Genomic DNA, 15,120 nt, shown 5'->3' on the forward strand with positions numbered 1-15,120 from the left:
GGCTGCGGCTTCACATGTTGAGCCGGACCAGGCCGGCTTCCGTCACATCATAGCCGCCAAGCGAGCCGGCGCGACGGGCGAAGTCCTGATGACGCAGGCAAGCCAGAAGTTTCTGCGGTCCCGGCTCGAAATAGCTGCGCCGGCGCAGCACGAGATCGAAACGCTCCCAGATGACCGGCAGAAAGCCGAGCCCATGGGTGGCGGCCACCGCGCGTGTCGCGATACCGCAATCGGCTTCGCCCGTGCGTATGGCGAGCGCCAGGTCCATGCCGGTCGGATAGGGGCCGGCCGCGCTGTTCAGCTTGTCTGATGGCACCGAGAGCCGGTCGAGCATGGCGGCGAGCAGCAATTGCGCGCCGGCGCCGGCCTGGCGCAGCGCGAAGCGCGCGCCGGCCTTGACCGCGCCGGCGAGGTCTTCCAGCGCCAGGGGATTGCCGGCCGCGACCACCAGGCCCTGCTCGCGGCGAGCAACCGCGATGACCACCGCGTCGTGCAGGCCGGAGCGCGCGGCCACGCCGGCGAGATTGCTCGCGCCGTCGTGATCAGGGCCGTGCAGGTGAATCGCAGCGGCCGCCACCTCGTTGCGCTCCAGGCGGTCGAGACCGGTTTCCGAACCCTCGGCCAGCAAAGCAAGGCCGGAGCCCGACTGCCGCGCCGCCCATTCGAGCAGCGGATCGTGGCTGCCGCCGATGATCGGCGGCGGTGTCTCAGCGACGAAACCGGCCGGCCGGGCAAGCCCGGCGGCGAGCCAGCGGTCGAGTGCCGCCCGGGGAAACAGCCATTTGCCGGTCACCTTGGTGCAGGGCACGGCGCCCTGGGCGACGAGGTCGTAGAGCTTGCGGTCCTTGAGCCTGAGATAGGCCGCGGCTTCATCGGTTGTCAGATAGCTGGTCCCATGCATTGAGCTGCACCTTCATGCAGGAATTCCATTGTTGAAAATCATAGGCCCGGCTCCATAACCAATGCAATCGAGATGAAGGTCTTCAAGAGGAAGGACCGTCGCTCTTGGATGTCAGCGCCGCCTTCGCCGCAGCCTTTGGCCTGATCCTCGGGCTCGATCCGGGCTTCCTCGCCATTGTCGGCCTGTCCCTGACGGTGACATTGACCGCCGTGCTGATCGCCGCCGTCATCGGCCTGCCGCTCGGCGCGCTGCTGGCGCTGGCGCGGTTCCCCGGCCGGTCCGTGGTCGTGGTGGTGGTCAATGCGCTGATGGGCCTGCCGCCGGTCGTCGCCGGCCTGATGATCTTCCTGGTCCTGTCCAGGTCCGGTCCGCTCGGGCGCCTCGGCCTCCTGTTCACGCCATCAGCCATGGTCGCGGCTCAGGCCCTGCTGGTGCTGCCGATCATCCTGGCGATCACGCGCCAGATCGTCGAAGATCTGCACGGCGAATATCGCGAGCATCTCGCCTCCATCGGTTTGACCGGCTGGCGAGCCATTCCGACGCTGCTGTGGGACGGCCGCTTCGCGCTGGCGACGGCGCTGCTCGCGGGCTTCGGCCGGGCCAGCGCCGAGGTCGGCGCCGTGCTGATCGTCGGCGGCAACATCGCCGGCTACACCCGCACCATGACCACGGCGATCGCGCTGGAGACGTCGAAGGGCGACCTGCCCTTGGCGCTCGGCCTCGGCATCGTGCTGATCGGGCTGACGCTCACCATCAATGCGGTCACCTATGGCGCGAGCCGGATCGGCGCGCGCTATGTGGGGTGACGGTCATGCGTGACACCGTGTCGATCCTGCCGCTGACGGTGGAGGGGCTCGGTTACGAGGCCGGCGGCAAGCAACTCGTCGGCGATGTCGGCTTCGTCGTGGCGCGCGGCGGCATCACCGTCCTGCTCGGGCCGAACGGCTCGGGCAAGTCGCTGACGCTCAGGCTCTGCCACGGCCTGCTCACGCCGAGCACCGGCCGCGTCGCCTGGGCCCATGCCGGTGGCGCCAAGCGCCATGCCATGGTGTTCCAGAAGCCGGTCATGCTGCGGCGCTCGGCGGAGGCCAATATCGTCCATGCCCTGGCCGCCGGCGGGGTGCCCTGGCGATCGCGCCAGGGGCTGGCGCGCCAGGCGATGGAGCGCTTCGGCCTGGCGGCGCTGGCAAGCCGGCCGGCCCGGCTCCTGTCCGGCGGCGAGCAGCAGCGGCTCGCCATCGCGCGCGCCTGGGCTCTCAAGCCGGAGCTCCTGTTCCTCGACGAGCCCTCGTCGCAGCTCGATCCCGGAGCGACCCGGCAGGTCGAGGCGATGCTCGAGACGCTGGCCGCCGAAGGCGTGACGCTGGTCATGGCGACCCATGATCTCGGCCAGGCGCGCCGGCTCGCCGACCAGGTGCTGTTCTTCCATCGCGGCCGCCTGGCCGAGCAGGCCCCGGCTGAAGCTTTTTTCGCAGCACCGGCGACCCCGGAGGCGCGCGCCTTCCTCGCAGGTGAACTCTTGTGGTGACCCCCATCCGCTCAAGGAGCCGTCCAATGATCACGACCCGTCGTCTTCTCCTCGGTCTCGGCGTGGCCGCCGCCCTGGGTGACGTCGCCTTCGGCCAGACCGCGCCGGCGCCGGCGGCCGGGCGCTTCATCACGGTGGCCTCGACCACGTCGACGGTCGATTCCGGCCTGTTCAACCACATCCTGCCGCTGTTCAAGGCGAAGACCGGCATCGAGGTTCGGGTGATCTCGCAAGGCACCGGCCAAGCGCTCGACACCGGCCGGCGCGGCGATGCCGACGTGGTCTTCGTTCATGCCCGCGCCGCGGAAGACAAGTTCGTCGCCGAGGGGTTCGGCGGGCCGCGCCGGCCGGTCATGTATAACGACTTCGTGCTGGTCGGGCCGAAGGCCGATCCCGCCGGCGTGCGCGGCAGCCGCGACATCGCCGCGGCCCTCAAGGCGATCCAGACCAAGGCCGTGCCCTTCGTGTCGCGGGGCGACCGCTCGGGCACCCACCAGGCCGAACTGGCGCTGTGGACTGCTTCCGGCATCGATCTCGCGGCAGTACGCGGGCCCTGGTATCGCGAGATCGGCCAAGGCATGGGAGCCGCCCTCAATACCGCCTCGGCGATGAACGGCTATGTGCTGACCGACCGTGGCACCTGGCTGTCGTTCAAGAATCGCGGCGACCTGGAGATCGTCGTCGAAGGCGACCGCCGGCTGTTCAATCAATATGGCATCATGCTGGTGAACCCGCAGCGCCACGCCCATGTGAAGGCGGCCGACGGCCAGGCCTTCATCGACTGGGTCCTGAGCGCCGAGGGGCAGAAGGCGATCGCCGACTACAAGATCGAGGGCCAGCAGCTGTTCTTCCCGAACGCCGGCGATGCCGGCGCTTGAGATCGCCTATTTGGCTTTCGGATCGAGCGCGTCGCGCAGGCCGTCGCCGAGCAGGTTGAAGCTCAGCACGGTGACGAAGATGGCAAGGCCGGGGAAGATCGCCATCCAGGGCGCCTGGGTGAGGAAGCGCTGGGCCGCGTTCAGCATCGAGCCCCAGGACGGCGTCGGCGGCTGCTGGCCGAGCCCGAGGAAGGATAGCGAGGCCTCGGCGATGATGGCGGTGGCCACCGTCAGCGTCGCCTGAACCAGCAACTGCGGCAGGATGTTCGGCAGGATATGGCGCACGGCGATGCGCCAGCGCGGATTGCCGACGGCGCGGGCCGCCTCGACATAGTCCTCGGTCTTGACCGCGATGACCTGGCCGCGCGTCAGGCGAACGAAGACCGGCGTCGCGGTGATGCCGATGGCGATCATGGCATTTTGCAGCGAGGGGCCGAGAAAGGCGGCGAGTGCGATCGCCAGGATCAGGAAGGGGCAGGCCAGCATGGCGTCGGTGAAGCGCGAGATCAGCCCGTCGGTCCAGCCGCCCAGATAGCCGGCGGTGAGCCCGAGCGGCACGCCCGCGAGAATGGCGATGGCGACCGAGACGACGCCGGCGGCAAGCGAAGCGCGGGCGCCGAAGACGACACGGGCGAAGACGTCGCGGCCGACCTCGTCGGAGCCGAACCAATGGGCCGCGGACGGGGCCTGGCGTACCGCGCGCCAGCTCTGCTGGATCGGGTCGTGGGGCGTGAGATAGGGCGCGAAAATCGCGGCGACGACGATCAGCACCAGGACGGCGAGCGCCACCATGGCGCCCTTCCGGGCCTTCAGGCGGCGCCAGGCCCGGCGCGCCGGGCTCTCGACTTCCGCCGCGGCGATGGCGGCGAGAATGCCTTGGCTTGAGGCCATGGGTCAGCTCCTCAGCCGCGGGTTGGCGAAGATATAGCCGATATCGGCCAGGAGGTTGAGCACGATATAGGTGGTGGCGGTGACCAGCACGACGCCCTGGACCACGGCGTAATCGCGGTTGAACACGGCATCGACGATCAGCTTGCCGAAGCCGGGGACCGAGAAGATCTGCTCGGTCAGCACCGCGCCCGACAGCAGCGTGCCGAACTCGAGCGCGCCGAGCGTGATGATCGGGGTCAGCGCATTGCGCAGGGCGTGTTTCAGGATCACCCGCTCCTCGGCCAGGCCCTTGGCCCGCGCGGTGCGGACATAGTCGCTTTCCAGCGCCTGCAGCATGGCGGCGCGGGTGTGGCGCATGAGCACGCCGGCGAAGGAATTGCCGAGCACGAAGGCCGGCATGACGGTGGCTGCCATCGAGCCCCAGAAATTCTCGAAGGGCGAGACGTAGCCGGAGGCCGGCAGCCAGCCGAGCTGCACCGAGAACAGGAAGATCATCATGATGCCGAGCCAGAAATTCGGCGTCGAGATGCCCCAGAGCGCGATCACGTTGACCGCGTAGTCCCACACCGTGTTCTTCTTGACCGCCGAAATGATGCCGGCGGGGATGCCGATGGCCAGTGTGAACAGCATGGCCATGACGGCGAGCTGGACGGTGACCGGCAGCTTCTGGGCGACCAGATGGGCCACCGGTTCCTTCAACCGCATGCTTTCGCCGAGATCGCCGGACAGGACGCCGCCGATCCAGGCAAGATACTGGACCGGCAGCGGCTGATCGAGGCGATAGCGCTGGCGGATCTGTTCGATCACCAGCGGGTCCTTGTCCTCACCGGCCATGACGAGCGCCGGATCGCCCGGCAGCAGTTGCTGCAGCAGGAAGATGATCACCGAAACGAAGAACAGGGTCGGGACCAGCTGGACGATCCGCTTGCCGATGAGGGTCAGCATGGTGGCCGCCCGTCAGTTCGGCTTGAGCGTCAGGCCGATGACCCGGACCAGGCCGTCGGGCATGGGCCGGTAGCCCTCGAGCCTGACGGTGTGGGCGATGATGACGGGGCGATGATAGAGGTAGACGATCGATCCCTCCGTCAGCAGTCGCTCGGTGACGCGCTCATAGATCGCCTTGCGGGCGGCCGGGTCGGATTTGGCGCGCGCCTCCTGCATCATCGCGTCGACCTCGCGATTGCAATAGCCGCCATAGTTCTGCGGCTGATTGCAGCCGTGGAAGATGAACAGGTTGCCGTCCGGATCGGTGCGTCCCGACCAGTTGAGCATATAGGCCTGGTAGCGGCCCTGCTCTGCCTCCTGCAGCGAGGTGGCGAATTCGGTGACGCGGATCTTCAGGTCGAAGCCGGCCTCGGCGGTCATCGCCTGCAGCACCTCGGCGACCTGGCGAACCTCCGGATTGTTCGGCACCATGAAGTCGACGGCGATGGGCGTGCGGATGCCGGCCTCGCGCAGCAGGCGCTTGGCCCGCTCGATGTCGCGCAGCGGCACCGGGAAGCGGCTCTGATAATAGGGGTTCTGCGGGTTGATCCACTGATTGCCGGGCGCGGCCTGGCCGTTGAACACCACCTGGTTGATCGCCACCCGGTCGATCGCCAGCGAGAAGGCCTGCATGACCCGCGGATCCTGGCCGAAGGCGGTCTTGGCGGCATCGCTCTTGGCGACATTGAGCGTCACGCCCTGGTAGCCGAGGTCGATGGCGGTCGACAGCCGGAGGCGCGGATTGGCGCGGATCTCGGCGACGTCGGTCGCCAAGGCGCGCTCGATCAGGTCGAGCGAACCGGCGCGCAGATTGGCGAGCCGGACGGTCGAATCATTGATCGGCCGGTATTCGATCCGGTCGATCCTGACCTGATCCTTGTTCCAGTAATCGGCGAAACGCTCGACCACGATGCGGTCCTGCTGGACGCGCTCGACCAGGCGATAGGGTCCGGCGCAGATCGGCCGGGCGCCGAAGCGTTCGCCGGCCGCGCGCGCGGCCTTCGGGCTGATGATCATGCCGGCGCGGTCGGTGAGCTGGGACAGGAGCGGCGAGAACGGCTGTTTCAGCACCAGGCGGACGGTCAGGGGATCGACCACCTCGACCTTGTCGACGGAAGCGAGCTCCGGCCGGCGGAACGAGCCGGGCAAGGTCATGTGCCGCTCGATCGAGAACTTCACCGCCTCGGCATCCATCGGCTCGCCGTCGTGGAATTTGACATCGGGCCTGAGCCTGATGGTCATCGACAGGCCGTCGGCGGCGGTTTCCTGCGACAGCGCCAGTTGCGGCACCACCTGCAGCTTGTCGTCGATGTCGAACAGCTTGTCGCAGATCGACGCGAAGACGATGCGTCCGACATAGGTGCGGCCCAGCGTCGGATCGAGCACGTCGGGATCCTCGGCAAGGCCGATGCGCAGCGTCGTCGGCTGAGCGCTCGCGGCGGTCATCGAAGCGGCAAGCAGCAAGGCCGCGGCAGTCCATCTGGTGATTTTTTTCATCGGTCCCATCCTCTGGTGTTCAGGCGCGTTCGCGCTCTTGAATCGGGTCGTCTCGCAGCCGGGGTTCAGCCGGCCGTTTCGGGTTCGCGCGCAAAGGCGGCGATCAGCCTCTCCAGTCTGAGATCGGCAACCGCCTCGCGCGGCACGATGTCGCCGGCCGGCGGCAATTCGGACCAGCGATGGCAGGCGGTGGCGTGGTTCGCGCCGGTCAGCGCCGGCCGTTCGCTCCGGCAGCGGTCGATCACGTGGGGGCAGCGGGTGTTGAGGTGGCAGCCGGTCGGCGGATCGAGCGGCGAGGGCACATCGCCCTCCAGAAGCTGCCGGTCGCGGGCGATGCCGGGCGCGGCCACGGGGATCGCCGAGAGCAGGGCGCGCGTATAGGGATGGCGCGGCTCGGCGAACAGCGTGTCGGTCGGCGCCGTCTCGACGATGCGGCCGAGATACATCACCGCGATCCGGTCGGCGATATGTTTGACCACCGCGAGATCGTGGCTGATGAACAGGAGCGCCAGGCCGCGCCGGCGCTGCAGGTCGCGCAGCAGATTGAGAATCTGGGCACGGATCGACACGTCGAGCGCCGAGACCGGCTCGTCGCAGACGATCAGCTTCGGCTCCACCGCGATGGCGCGGGCAATGGCGATGCGCTGGCGCTGGCCGCCGGAAAATTCATGCGGGTAGCGCAGCGCCTGGTGTGGCTGCAGGCCGACCTCGGCCAGCAATTCGCCGACCCGCCGCGGCCGTTCGGACGACGGCACGATACCGTGCAGCATCAAGGGCTCGGCCAGGATGTCGCCGACCGTCATGCGCGGGTTGAGGGAAGCGAAGGGGTCCTGGAAGATCAGCTGGGCGTGCCGGCGCTTCTCGCGCAGCGCCGTGGCGCCGAGGGTCGCGAGGTCATCGCCGTCGAACGTCACCTGGCCGCCGGTCGCCTCGATCAGCCGCAGCACCAGCCGGCCGACGGTGGACTTGCCGCAACCGCTCTCGCCGACGAGCGCCAGGGTCTCGCCGGCGGCGATGCTCAGGCTGACGCCGTCGACCGCGTGAACCTTGGCCAGCACCCGGCCGAAGGCGGAGGTCCTGGCCGGGAAATGCTTGGTGAGGTCCCGGGTTTCGAGCAGCGCGGTCATGCCACCAGCCTTTCCAGCGGCGCGCGCCGGCAGCGCGAGGAATGGCCCGCGCCAATGGCGGCGAGTGTCGGCGGTGCGGCGAGGCAAGCGGGCTCGACAAAGGGGCAGCGCGGCGCGAAACGGCAGCCCTTGGGCGGCGCCGTCATGTTCGGCACGCTGCCGCTGATGGCGGCAAGCCGGTCCTTGCGGATGTCGAGCCGCGGGATCGAGCCGATCAGGCCGACCGTATAGGGATGCTGCGGATTGCGGAACAGCTCGGCGACCGGCGCGCGTTCCACCACTTGGCCGGCATAGAGAACGATCACCTCGTCGCAGACCTCGGCGACCACGCCGAGATCATGGGTGATCAGGATGATCGCGGTGCCGGTCTCCTCGCGCAACTGGCGCATCAGCTCCAGGATCTGTGCCTGGATGGTGACGTCGAGCGCGGTGGTCGGTTCGTCGGCGATCAGCAGGCGCGGATCGCAGGCGAGCGCCATGGCGATCATCACGCGCTGGCGCATGCCGCCGGAGAGTTTGTGGGGATAGTCGTGGAAGCGCGCCTCGGGCGTCGGGATGCGCACGCGGCGCAGCATCTCGATGGCGCGCCGGGCGGCCTCCTCGCGCGACACCTTGCGGTGGCGGATCACTGCCTCGCAAATCTGGTCGCCAATGGTGAAGCTCGGATTGAGCGAGGTCATCGGCTCCTGGAAGATCATGGCGAGCCGGTCACCACGCAGGTCGCGCAAGCCGTCCTTCGGCATGTGCAGGAGCTCGTGGCCCTCGAACCTGACGGCGCCGGTCACCTCCGCCGCGCCCGGCGGCAACAGGCCCATGATCGACAGCGAGGTGACGCTTTTGCCCGAGCCGGATTCGCCGACAATGCCGAGGGTGCGCCCGGCCTCCAGGGTGAAGGAGACGCCGTCGACGGCATGGGTGCGCCGGCCGTCCTGGCCGTGAAAGGTGACGGAGAGCTCGCCGACATCGAGGAGCGGACCGGTCGCCGCGCCGGCAGCCGAGGCGGACGGGGCGAGCGGCGCGCTCATCAGGATGCTTCCTTTGTCACAGCGGCCGCGATGGCGGCGTTGATCACATCGCGGTCGATGCCGCCGACCGGATCCGCCTTTGTGGCGAAGAACCGGGCGAAATGGACATAGCGCTCATGGGAGACCCGCTCGAGGCGGGCGAGTTCGGCGAGCGGATCGGCGTGGTCGTCGACCCGCAATGACAGTGCCGGATAATCCTCGGTGGTGTGGATCAGCAGTGCCGCCGACTGCCGGCCGCGCTTGTCGCCGCCGGCGGCCTCGCCTGCCGCCATGGCCTCGATCAGCCGGCGGGCGAAGGGCAGGGCGCCTCCGGCCCGGAGTGCGGTCGCGGTGGTGTCGATGACCCCGGGGCCGGCCAGCATATTGCCGGCGATCGAGAAGCCGTCGCCGATCAGGTGGCCGTGCCAGCCGACGCAATCGGCGCCGGTATGGGCGGCGAAGCGCCCGCTCCGGTCCAGCACATGCAGCTGGCGCTGGCTGGCGCCGGCATCCGGGCCGGTGAGCTGGCGGACGACGTCCTCGGCCGGCACTCCGTCGCGCAGCAGGCGCAGCCCGCGGGCGCCATAGGTCGGATTGGTCAGCGCCTGGGTCGCCAGCGCGCCGGCAGCCGGGTCGATATGGGGCACCAGCGCGCCGACGGCAAAGAAACGGGTCGCCACGGCGATGCCGATCGCACCCGTTTCATGATCTCGCGCGATGATGGACCAGGTCATCGGCCGACCGCATATCCCTGCATGCCGCGCGGATTGGCGGCGGCCTTCAGCCGAACGCCTTCGCGGCTGGCGCCGGTGAGCCGGCCTTCCGACCAGTCGCCGCCGATCTCGACCTTATGGCCGCGCCGGTCGAGCTCCTCGATGGTCGAGCGCGGCAGGCGGTTTTCCACCACGACGACGCCCGGGCGCGATTCGCGTGGCCAGAACGAGCCGGGGAAATGCTCGGTGTGCCAGGCCGGTGCGTCGATCGCCTCCTGAAGATTCATATTGGAATGGACGTGGCGCAGGAACATTTGCGGGATCCACTGGTCCTGCTGGTCGCCGCCGGGCGAGCCCCAGGCGAGGTAGGGCTCGCCATCGCGGAAGGCGATGGTGGGGGTGAGCGTCGAGCGCGGCCGCTTGCCCGGCTGGAGCGCGGCCGGATGGCTCTCGTCGAGCCAGAACATCTGGGCGCGCGAGCCGAGGCAGAAGCCGAGCTCCGGAATGACCGGCGAGGATTGCAGCCAGCCGCCCGAAGGCGTCGACGACACCATGTTGCCCCAGCGGTCGATAATGTCGAAATGCACGGTGTCGCCGCGGGTATTGCCGCTGGTGAAGGTCTCGATCTCGCCGACCGTCGGCTCGCCGGCGCCGGTCGCGCCGACCGCCACGCGCTTGCCCGCCGACACCCGGGCCTCGACCTTGCCGCCCGCCCCCGCGATGGTGCCGGGGCGAAGCTCCAGCGAGGCGCGGTCGGTGATCAGCTTGCGGCGCTCGGAGTTATAGGCTTCCGACAGCAGGGTCTCGATCGGCACGTCGACAAAGGCCGGGTCGCCGTAGAAGGCCTCGCGGTCGGCGAAGGCGAGCTTGGCGGCCTCGACCACCAGATGGACGAAGTCCGGGCCGGCCGGATCGAGCTTGTCCAGGTCGAACCCTTTGAGCAAGGCGAGCTGCTGCAGGCAGACCAGGCCCTGGCTCCAGGTGGTCGGCTTGAACACCCGGTAGCGGCCGTAGTCATAGTGGATCGGCGCTTCGACGGAAGCCTTCCAATGAGCCATGTCGTGGCCGGTCAGGACGCCGCGATGGTGCCGGCCGGTGACGTCGAAGACGTCCTGGGTGCGGCAGAACATGTCGATCGCCTCGGCGACGAAGCCTTGCGACCAGACATGGCGGGCGCGTTCGATCTCCTGCTCGCGGGTGCCGCCCTGGCATTCACGCAGGATCCGCTCATAGGTCTCGGCCAGCCGGACATTGGTGAACATTTCGCCCGGCTGCGGCAGCCGGCCGCCAGGCAGATAGACCGCGGCCGACGTCAGCCAATGGTCGCGGAACAATTGCTCGACGGTGCGGATCGTCTCGGTGATGCGTTCGACCAGCGGATAGCCGTGGCGGGCATAACCGATCGCCGCCTCCAGCACGTCGCTGGGCCGCATGGTGCCGTAATCGCGCAGCATCAGCATCCAGGTGTCGAAAGTGCCGGGGATGCAGGTCGCGAGCAGGCCCGTGCCGGGCACGAGATCGAGGCCGAGCGAACGGTAATGGGCAATGGTGGCCCCCGCCGGCGCCGGGCCCTGGCCGCAGATGACCTCGGTCTGCTGGCGCCTGACGTCATAGAGAATGACCGGCACGTCGCCGCCGGGACCGTTCAGATGCGGCTCGACGATCTGCAGCGTGAAGGCGGCGGCCGCCCCCGCGTCGAAGGCATTGCCGCCGCGCTCCAGGATGCCCATGCCGACCGCGGAGGCGATCCAATGGGTCGTGGTGACGACACCGAAGGTGCCGTCGATCTCGGGGCGGGTGGTGAAACGGGGGGCGCTCAAGGTCTTATCCTGAATGATAGGGAAAGGCAGTGCTGGAACCGCGCCGGGACAGGCCGGCACGGTTCGATCATCATGCGCCACGGAAGGCGCCGCCACCGTCGACATCGAGGACGGCGCCGGACACATAACCGCAGGCGGGAGAGGCGAGGAATGCCGCGGCATTGGCGATTTCGGCAGGTTCGATCGGCCGGCCGAAGGGCAGGTCGGCCAGCATCTCTTCCCAGCGGCTCTCGTCGCCGAAGGTCGCCTTGGCGCGCTGCTTCGACAGCGACACGATCCGGTCGGTGCGGGTCGCCGCCGGGTTGATGCCGAAGACCCGCACGCCCCATTCCTGCGACTTGCCGCCGACGGCGCCGGTAAAGGCCATCAGCGCGGCATTGCCGGTGGCGCCGCAGATATAGCCGTAGCGCGGCGACCGGCCGGCCATGCCGATGACATTGACGATGACGCCGGAGCCGCGGGTCTTCATGGTGCCGAGCGCGAGCCGGGTCAGGTGGATATAACCCATGACCTTGAGCGACCAGGCCTCCTCCCATTGCTCCATGGAGAGGTCGAGCAGGCCGCCGCCGGGAATGGCGCCGGCATTGTTGACGAGAATGTCGACGGCCGGCTGGGCGGCCCAGAGCTTTTCGCGCTCCGGCCCCTTGGACAGGTCGGCCGCCACCGTTTCGATCGGGCCCTGGTGGCGGGTGCGCAGGTCGGCCGCGGCCGCGTCCAGCCTCGCCTGGTCGCGCGCCACCATGATGACGCGTGCGCCTTCGGCTGCAAAGACCTCTGCCGAAGCCAGGCCGATGCCCTTGGAGGCGCCAGTGACCAGGACGGTCTTGCCGCTCAATCTGAGATCCATGGGCCGGTCTCCCTGTCTTGCCTGCTATTCGCCGATGAAGTTCGGCAGGCGCTTTTCCAGGAAGGCCTTCTGGCCCTCCTTGTAATCGGCGCTGTCGAAACATTTGGCGATCAGGGCTTCGACCGCCGCCGGATCCTGTTTCGCCTCCGGCCGCGACAGCTCGATCAGCGAGCGCTTGATCGCGGCGAGCGTCAATGGCGCATTGGCGGCCACCGTGCCGAGATAGGCGTCGACCTCGGCCTGGAAGGCCTCGCGCGACCAGGCGCGGCTGATCACGCCCAGGCGCTGGCCGTCGGCCGCGTCCAGGATGCGCGCCGAGATCATGATGTCGGCGACCGGGCCGATGCCCAGCTTGTTGACCATCATGCGCATGTTGGAGAAGCCGTAGCCGAGGCCGAGGCGGGCGGCCGGCACGCGGAAGCGCGAGTCGGCGGTGGCGAAACGCAGGTCGCAGGTCAGAGCCAGGGCGCAGCCGCCGCCGAAACAGATGCCGCGGATGACGGCGACCGTCGGCTTGGCCGCGTCATGCACCGCCGCCATGCCGGCCGCGACTGCCTTGTCGTAGGCCTTCACCGCGTCCTCGCCGGTGCGCCTGGCGCCGAATTGCGAGATGTCGGCTCCGGCGCAAAAGGCCTTTTCGCCGGCGCCCTGCAGCACGATGACCCGCACCGACCTGTCGTCCTCGGCACGCTTGATCAGCGCCGGCACGCTCGACCACATGTCGAAGGTCATGGCGTTCATCTTGGCCTGGTGATCGATGGTCAGCCGGGCGATGCCGCCGGCCGCCTCGTAATGGATCGATGCCTGGTCCACGGGATGCCCTCTCAAACGATCTTGTCAAACGATCTCGTCAAACGATCTTGTCGGTCTTCAGCCGTGCGATGGCGGCCGCGTCGAAACCGGCCTCGCGCAGGATCTCGTCGGTATGCTCGCCGGCCTCGGCGATCGGCGTGGCGATGCCGGCGGGCGTGCGCGACAGCACCACGGGCTGGGCGATCAGGCGAATATCGCCGCGCGCGTGATGCGTGACCGGCACGGCCATTTCGAGGTGTTGGACCTGCGGATCGGCAAAGACCTCGTCCATGCGGTAGATCGGTCCGGCCGGCACGCCCTCGGCCTCCAGCCGCTCCAGCCAGACGGCCGAGACCTCGGCGCGGAAGATCGCCTCGAGAATTTCGCGCAGCTTCGGGCGGTTGGCGAAACGTTTGGGCGCCGAGGCGAAGTCGGGATGGGCGGCGAGGTCAGGGTGGGCGATGGCGCGGCAAAAGGCTTTCCACTGGCCTTCGCCGCCGACCGCCACATTGATATGGCCGTCCTTGGTCGGCACCACGCCCATGGGCGTGGAATTGGGATGATCATTGCCGTTCTGCGGCGGCACCTTGCCGTCGACCGTGTAGACGGCGGCCTGGAAGTCGCACATGGCGATCTGCGCCTGCAGCAGCGAGGTATGCACCCATTGGCCCTCGCCCGAGCGCTCGCGCTCGGCCAGGGCCACCAGGATGCCGGTCACGGCATAAAGCCCGGCGGCGCTGTCGGCGACCGCGATGCCGGCGCGCATCGGGCCCTCGCCGGGATGGCCGGTGATCGCCATCAGGCCGCCCATGCCCTGGGCGACCTGGTCGAAGCCGGCGCGGGTGCGATAGGGGCCGTCCTGGCCGAAACCGGAGATCGAGGCCAGGATGACGCGCGGATTGACCGCCTTCAACGCCTCGTAGCCGATGCCCATGCGGTCCTTCACGTCGGGCCGGAAGTTCTCGACCACGATATCGGCGGTTTCGACCAGCTTCATGAACACGGCGTGGCCGGCCGGCGTTTTCAGGTTGAGGGTCAGCGAGCGCTTGTTGCGATGCAGGTTCTGCATGTCGAAGCCGTGGCGCGCGCCCGACATGCCCTCATTGGGGTCGACGCCGGGCGGGGCCTCGATCTTGATCACGTCGGCGCCGAAATCGGCCAGCACCCGGCAGCAGGTCGGGCCGGCGCGCACCCGCGTCAGGTCCAGGACCTTCAGGTTCGACAAGGCGGATGACGGCTGCGGACGGGTCATGGCTGGCGGCACTTCCTTCGGGGCGTCACACTAGGATCGAATGGCGCCTGTCAGGAAGAGGGCAGCAGACATGACAGCTTGTTTTGATCAGAGGAGATCGGCGAAGGCGGTGATCGCGGCGTTGAAGGCCTCGGGCTGTTCGAGCTGCGGGGCATGGCCGGCGCCGGCCAGGCTGACGGCGCGGCCGCGCGGCGCGTTTGCGCCGATCCATCGGGACACCGCGGGCGAATAAAGCTGGCTGTCGGCGCCGGCAATCGCCAGCAGCGGCAGGTCGAGGTGCCTGACCGTCTCGCGGTGATCGGCCGCGGCCAGCGAGCGCCAGAGGCTCGCCATGGTCGGCCCGTCGCTGGTCTCGACCACCAGGGCCGTCCCGCGATAGATATCCCCGGCGGGATCGAGGCTGGCTGAGAACATCGCCCTAGCGATCTTCGGCGCATAGCGCGGCCAGGCGTCGGCCATCCGGTCGGCGGCGCCGAGCATCTCGGCGAGCGTCTGGCCATTGGCGAGACCGAGCGGCCAGGTCGCATCATTGGCGACCTTGGCCGTCATGTCGACCACGACAAGTCCGGCAAGTCCCGCCGTTCCGCGCCGCGCGATATGGTCGAAAGCGACTGTCGCGCCCATCGACCAGCCGACGAGAACGACGTCGTGCAGCCGGGTCTCGTCGAGATAGGCCGCGAGCGCGGCTGAGAGATCCGCGATCGAAAGCCGTGGGTCGGGCCGGGCTTTGGAACCATGGCCGGGCAGGTCCGGCGCGATGGTGCGAAAACCCCGCGCCGCCAGGCTCTCCTGTTCCACGAAGAAGGCGCCATTGGCCGACCAGCCGTGCAGAAAGACCAGGGGGCGGCCCTGCCCGACATCGTCGATATGGGTGAAGACCGCCACG

Annotated in this window: 15 protein-coding genes; 3 read left to right on the plus strand and 12 right to left on the minus strand. The window is 68.6% G+C overall.

The window, feature by feature from the left end; all coding sequences use genetic code 11:
- Positions 1–10 precede the first annotated feature (10 nt).
- A complete protein-coding gene (locus AC07WJ_RS05195; RefSeq protein WP_494933441.1) occupies positions 11–901 on the minus strand; it encodes a substrate-binding domain-containing protein in 891 nt (296 codons plus the stop codon).
- A gap of 104 nt (positions 902–1,005) precedes the next feature.
- Here AC07WJ_RS05195 and AC07WJ_RS05200 point away from each other — a divergent pair, with 104 nt between their 5' ends.
- The 3 genes from AC07WJ_RS05200 to AC07WJ_RS05210 are packed head-to-tail and all read left to right on the plus strand — an operon-like array spanning position 1,006 to position 3,307.
- Positions 1,006–1,707 carry an ABC transporter permease gene (locus AC07WJ_RS05200; RefSeq protein WP_494933442.1) on the plus strand — a complete coding sequence of 234 codons (702 nt, stop codon included), beginning with the start codon at positions 1,006–1,008 and terminating at the stop codon, positions 1,705–1,707.
- A 5-nt stretch (positions 1,708–1,712) separates the two neighbouring features.
- Complete coding sequence (locus tag AC07WJ_RS05205) at positions 1,713–2,429, plus strand: ATP-binding cassette domain-containing protein (protein ID WP_494933443.1); 717 nt, start codon at positions 1,713–1,715, stop codon at positions 2,427–2,429.
- A 26-nt stretch (positions 2,430–2,455) separates the two neighbouring features.
- Positions 2,456–3,307: an ABC transporter substrate-binding protein gene (locus tag AC07WJ_RS05210; protein WP_494933444.1), complete on the plus strand. Its 852-nt coding sequence runs from the start codon at positions 2,456–2,458 to the stop codon at positions 3,305–3,307.
- Between the two features lie 6 nt (positions 3,308–3,313).
- Here the strand turns inward: AC07WJ_RS05210 and AC07WJ_RS05215 are convergent, their stop codons facing one another.
- The 11 genes from AC07WJ_RS05215 to AC07WJ_RS05265 form a co-directional block, all read right to left on the minus strand.
- On the minus strand, positions 3,314–4,198 hold the full coding sequence (locus AC07WJ_RS05215) for an ABC transporter permease (RefSeq protein ID WP_494933445.1): 885 nt from the start codon (positions 4,196–4,198) through the stop codon (positions 3,314–3,316).
- A gap of 3 nt (positions 4,199–4,201) precedes the next feature.
- Positions 4,202–5,143, minus strand: a complete 942-nt coding sequence (locus AC07WJ_RS05220; protein WP_494933446.1) for an ABC transporter permease — start codon at positions 5,141–5,143, stop codon at positions 4,202–4,204.
- A 12-nt stretch (positions 5,144–5,155) separates the two neighbouring features.
- A complete protein-coding gene (locus tag AC07WJ_RS05225; protein WP_494933447.1) occupies positions 5,156–6,679 on the minus strand; it encodes an ABC transporter substrate-binding protein in 1,524 nt (507 codons plus the stop codon).
- Positions 6,680–6,744: 65 nt separating this feature from the next.
- Complete coding sequence (locus AC07WJ_RS05230) at positions 6,745–7,806, minus strand: ABC transporter ATP-binding protein (protein WP_494933448.1); 1,062 nt, start codon at positions 7,804–7,806, stop codon at positions 6,745–6,747.
- Positions 7,803–8,831 (minus strand): ABC transporter ATP-binding protein, encoded by a 1,029-nt coding sequence (locus AC07WJ_RS05235; RefSeq protein WP_494933449.1) that lies wholly within the window; start codon positions 8,829–8,831, stop codon positions 7,803–7,805. The genes AC07WJ_RS05230 and AC07WJ_RS05235 overlap by 4 nt, the downstream gene beginning before the upstream one ends.
- Entirely contained in the window at positions 8,831–9,544 is a 714-nt protein-coding gene (locus tag AC07WJ_RS05240) for a DUF1028 domain-containing protein (RefSeq protein ID WP_494933450.1), read from the minus strand. The genes AC07WJ_RS05235 and AC07WJ_RS05240 overlap by 1 nt, the downstream gene beginning before the upstream one ends.
- On the minus strand, positions 9,541–11,343 hold the full coding sequence (locus tag AC07WJ_RS05245) for a gamma-glutamyltransferase family protein (protein ID WP_494933451.1): 1,803 nt from the start codon (positions 11,341–11,343) through the stop codon (positions 9,541–9,543). Before AC07WJ_RS05245 ends, AC07WJ_RS05240 begins: the two co-directional genes overlap by 4 nt.
- Before the next feature lie 70 nt (positions 11,344–11,413).
- The gene (locus AC07WJ_RS05250; RefSeq protein ID WP_494933452.1) at positions 11,414–12,190 is read right to left on the minus strand and encodes a short-chain dehydrogenase/reductase; all 777 of its coding nucleotides are present in this window, start codon (positions 12,188–12,190) and stop codon (positions 11,414–11,416) included.
- A gap of 24 nt (positions 12,191–12,214) precedes the next feature.
- Complete coding sequence (locus AC07WJ_RS05255) at positions 12,215–13,003, minus strand: enoyl-CoA hydratase (protein ID WP_494933453.1); 789 nt, start codon at positions 13,001–13,003, stop codon at positions 12,215–12,217.
- 37 nt (positions 13,004–13,040) lie between these two features.
- Positions 13,041–14,234 (minus strand): CaiB/BaiF CoA transferase family protein, encoded by a 1,194-nt coding sequence (locus AC07WJ_RS05260; RefSeq protein WP_494933454.1) that lies wholly within the window; start codon positions 14,232–14,234, stop codon positions 13,041–13,043.
- 87 nt (positions 14,235–14,321) lie between these two features.
- A complete protein-coding gene (locus tag AC07WJ_RS05265) occupies positions 14,322–15,119 on the minus strand; it encodes an alpha/beta fold hydrolase (protein WP_494933455.1) in 798 nt (265 codons plus the stop codon).
- Position 15,120: the final 1 nt, after the last annotated feature.

This window comes from Phreatobacter sp. GW821-FHT04C01, assembly GCF_059420385.1.

What these genes read in the sequence shown, in the direction of transcription:
- AC07WJ_RS05235 (WP_494933449.1), bottom strand. Translation starts at nt 8,831, where the DNA reads ATGAGCGCGCCGCTCGCCCCGTCCGCCTCGGCTGCCGGCGCGGCGACC.
- AC07WJ_RS05250 (WP_494933452.1), bottom strand. Translation starts at nt 12,190, where the DNA reads ATGGATCTCAGATTGAGCGGCAAGACCGTCCTGGTCACTGGCGCCTCC.
- AC07WJ_RS05210 (WP_494933444.1), top strand. Translation starts at nt 2,456, where the DNA reads ATGATCACGACCCGTCGTCTTCTCCTCGGTCTCGGCGTGGCCGCCGCC.
- AC07WJ_RS05215 (WP_494933445.1), bottom strand. Translation starts at nt 4,198, where the DNA reads ATGGCCTCAAGCCAAGGCATTCTCGCCGCCATCGCCGCGGCGGAAGTC.
- AC07WJ_RS05220 (WP_494933446.1), bottom strand. Translation starts at nt 5,143, where the DNA reads ATGCTGACCCTCATCGGCAAGCGGATCGTCCAGCTGGTCCCGACCCTG.
- AC07WJ_RS05205 (WP_494933443.1), top strand. Translation starts at nt 1,713, where the DNA reads ATGCGTGACACCGTGTCGATCCTGCCGCTGACGGTGGAGGGGCTCGGT.
- AC07WJ_RS05225 (WP_494933447.1), bottom strand. Translation starts at nt 6,679, where the DNA reads ATGAAAAAAATCACCAGATGGACTGCCGCGGCCTTGCTGCTTGCCGCT.
- AC07WJ_RS05260 (WP_494933454.1), bottom strand. Translation starts at nt 14,234, where the DNA reads ATGACCCGTCCGCAGCCGTCATCCGCCTTGTCGAACCTGAAGGTCCTG.
- AC07WJ_RS05230 (WP_494933448.1), bottom strand. Translation starts at nt 7,806, where the DNA reads ATGACCGCGCTGCTCGAAACCCGGGACCTCACCAAGCATTTCCCGGCC.
- AC07WJ_RS05240 (WP_494933450.1), bottom strand. Translation starts at nt 9,544, where the DNA reads ATGACCTGGTCCATCATCGCGCGAGATCATGAAACGGGTGCGATCGGC.
- AC07WJ_RS05195 (WP_494933441.1), bottom strand. Translation starts at nt 901, where the DNA reads ATGCATGGGACCAGCTATCTGACAACCGATGAAGCCGCGGCCTATCTC.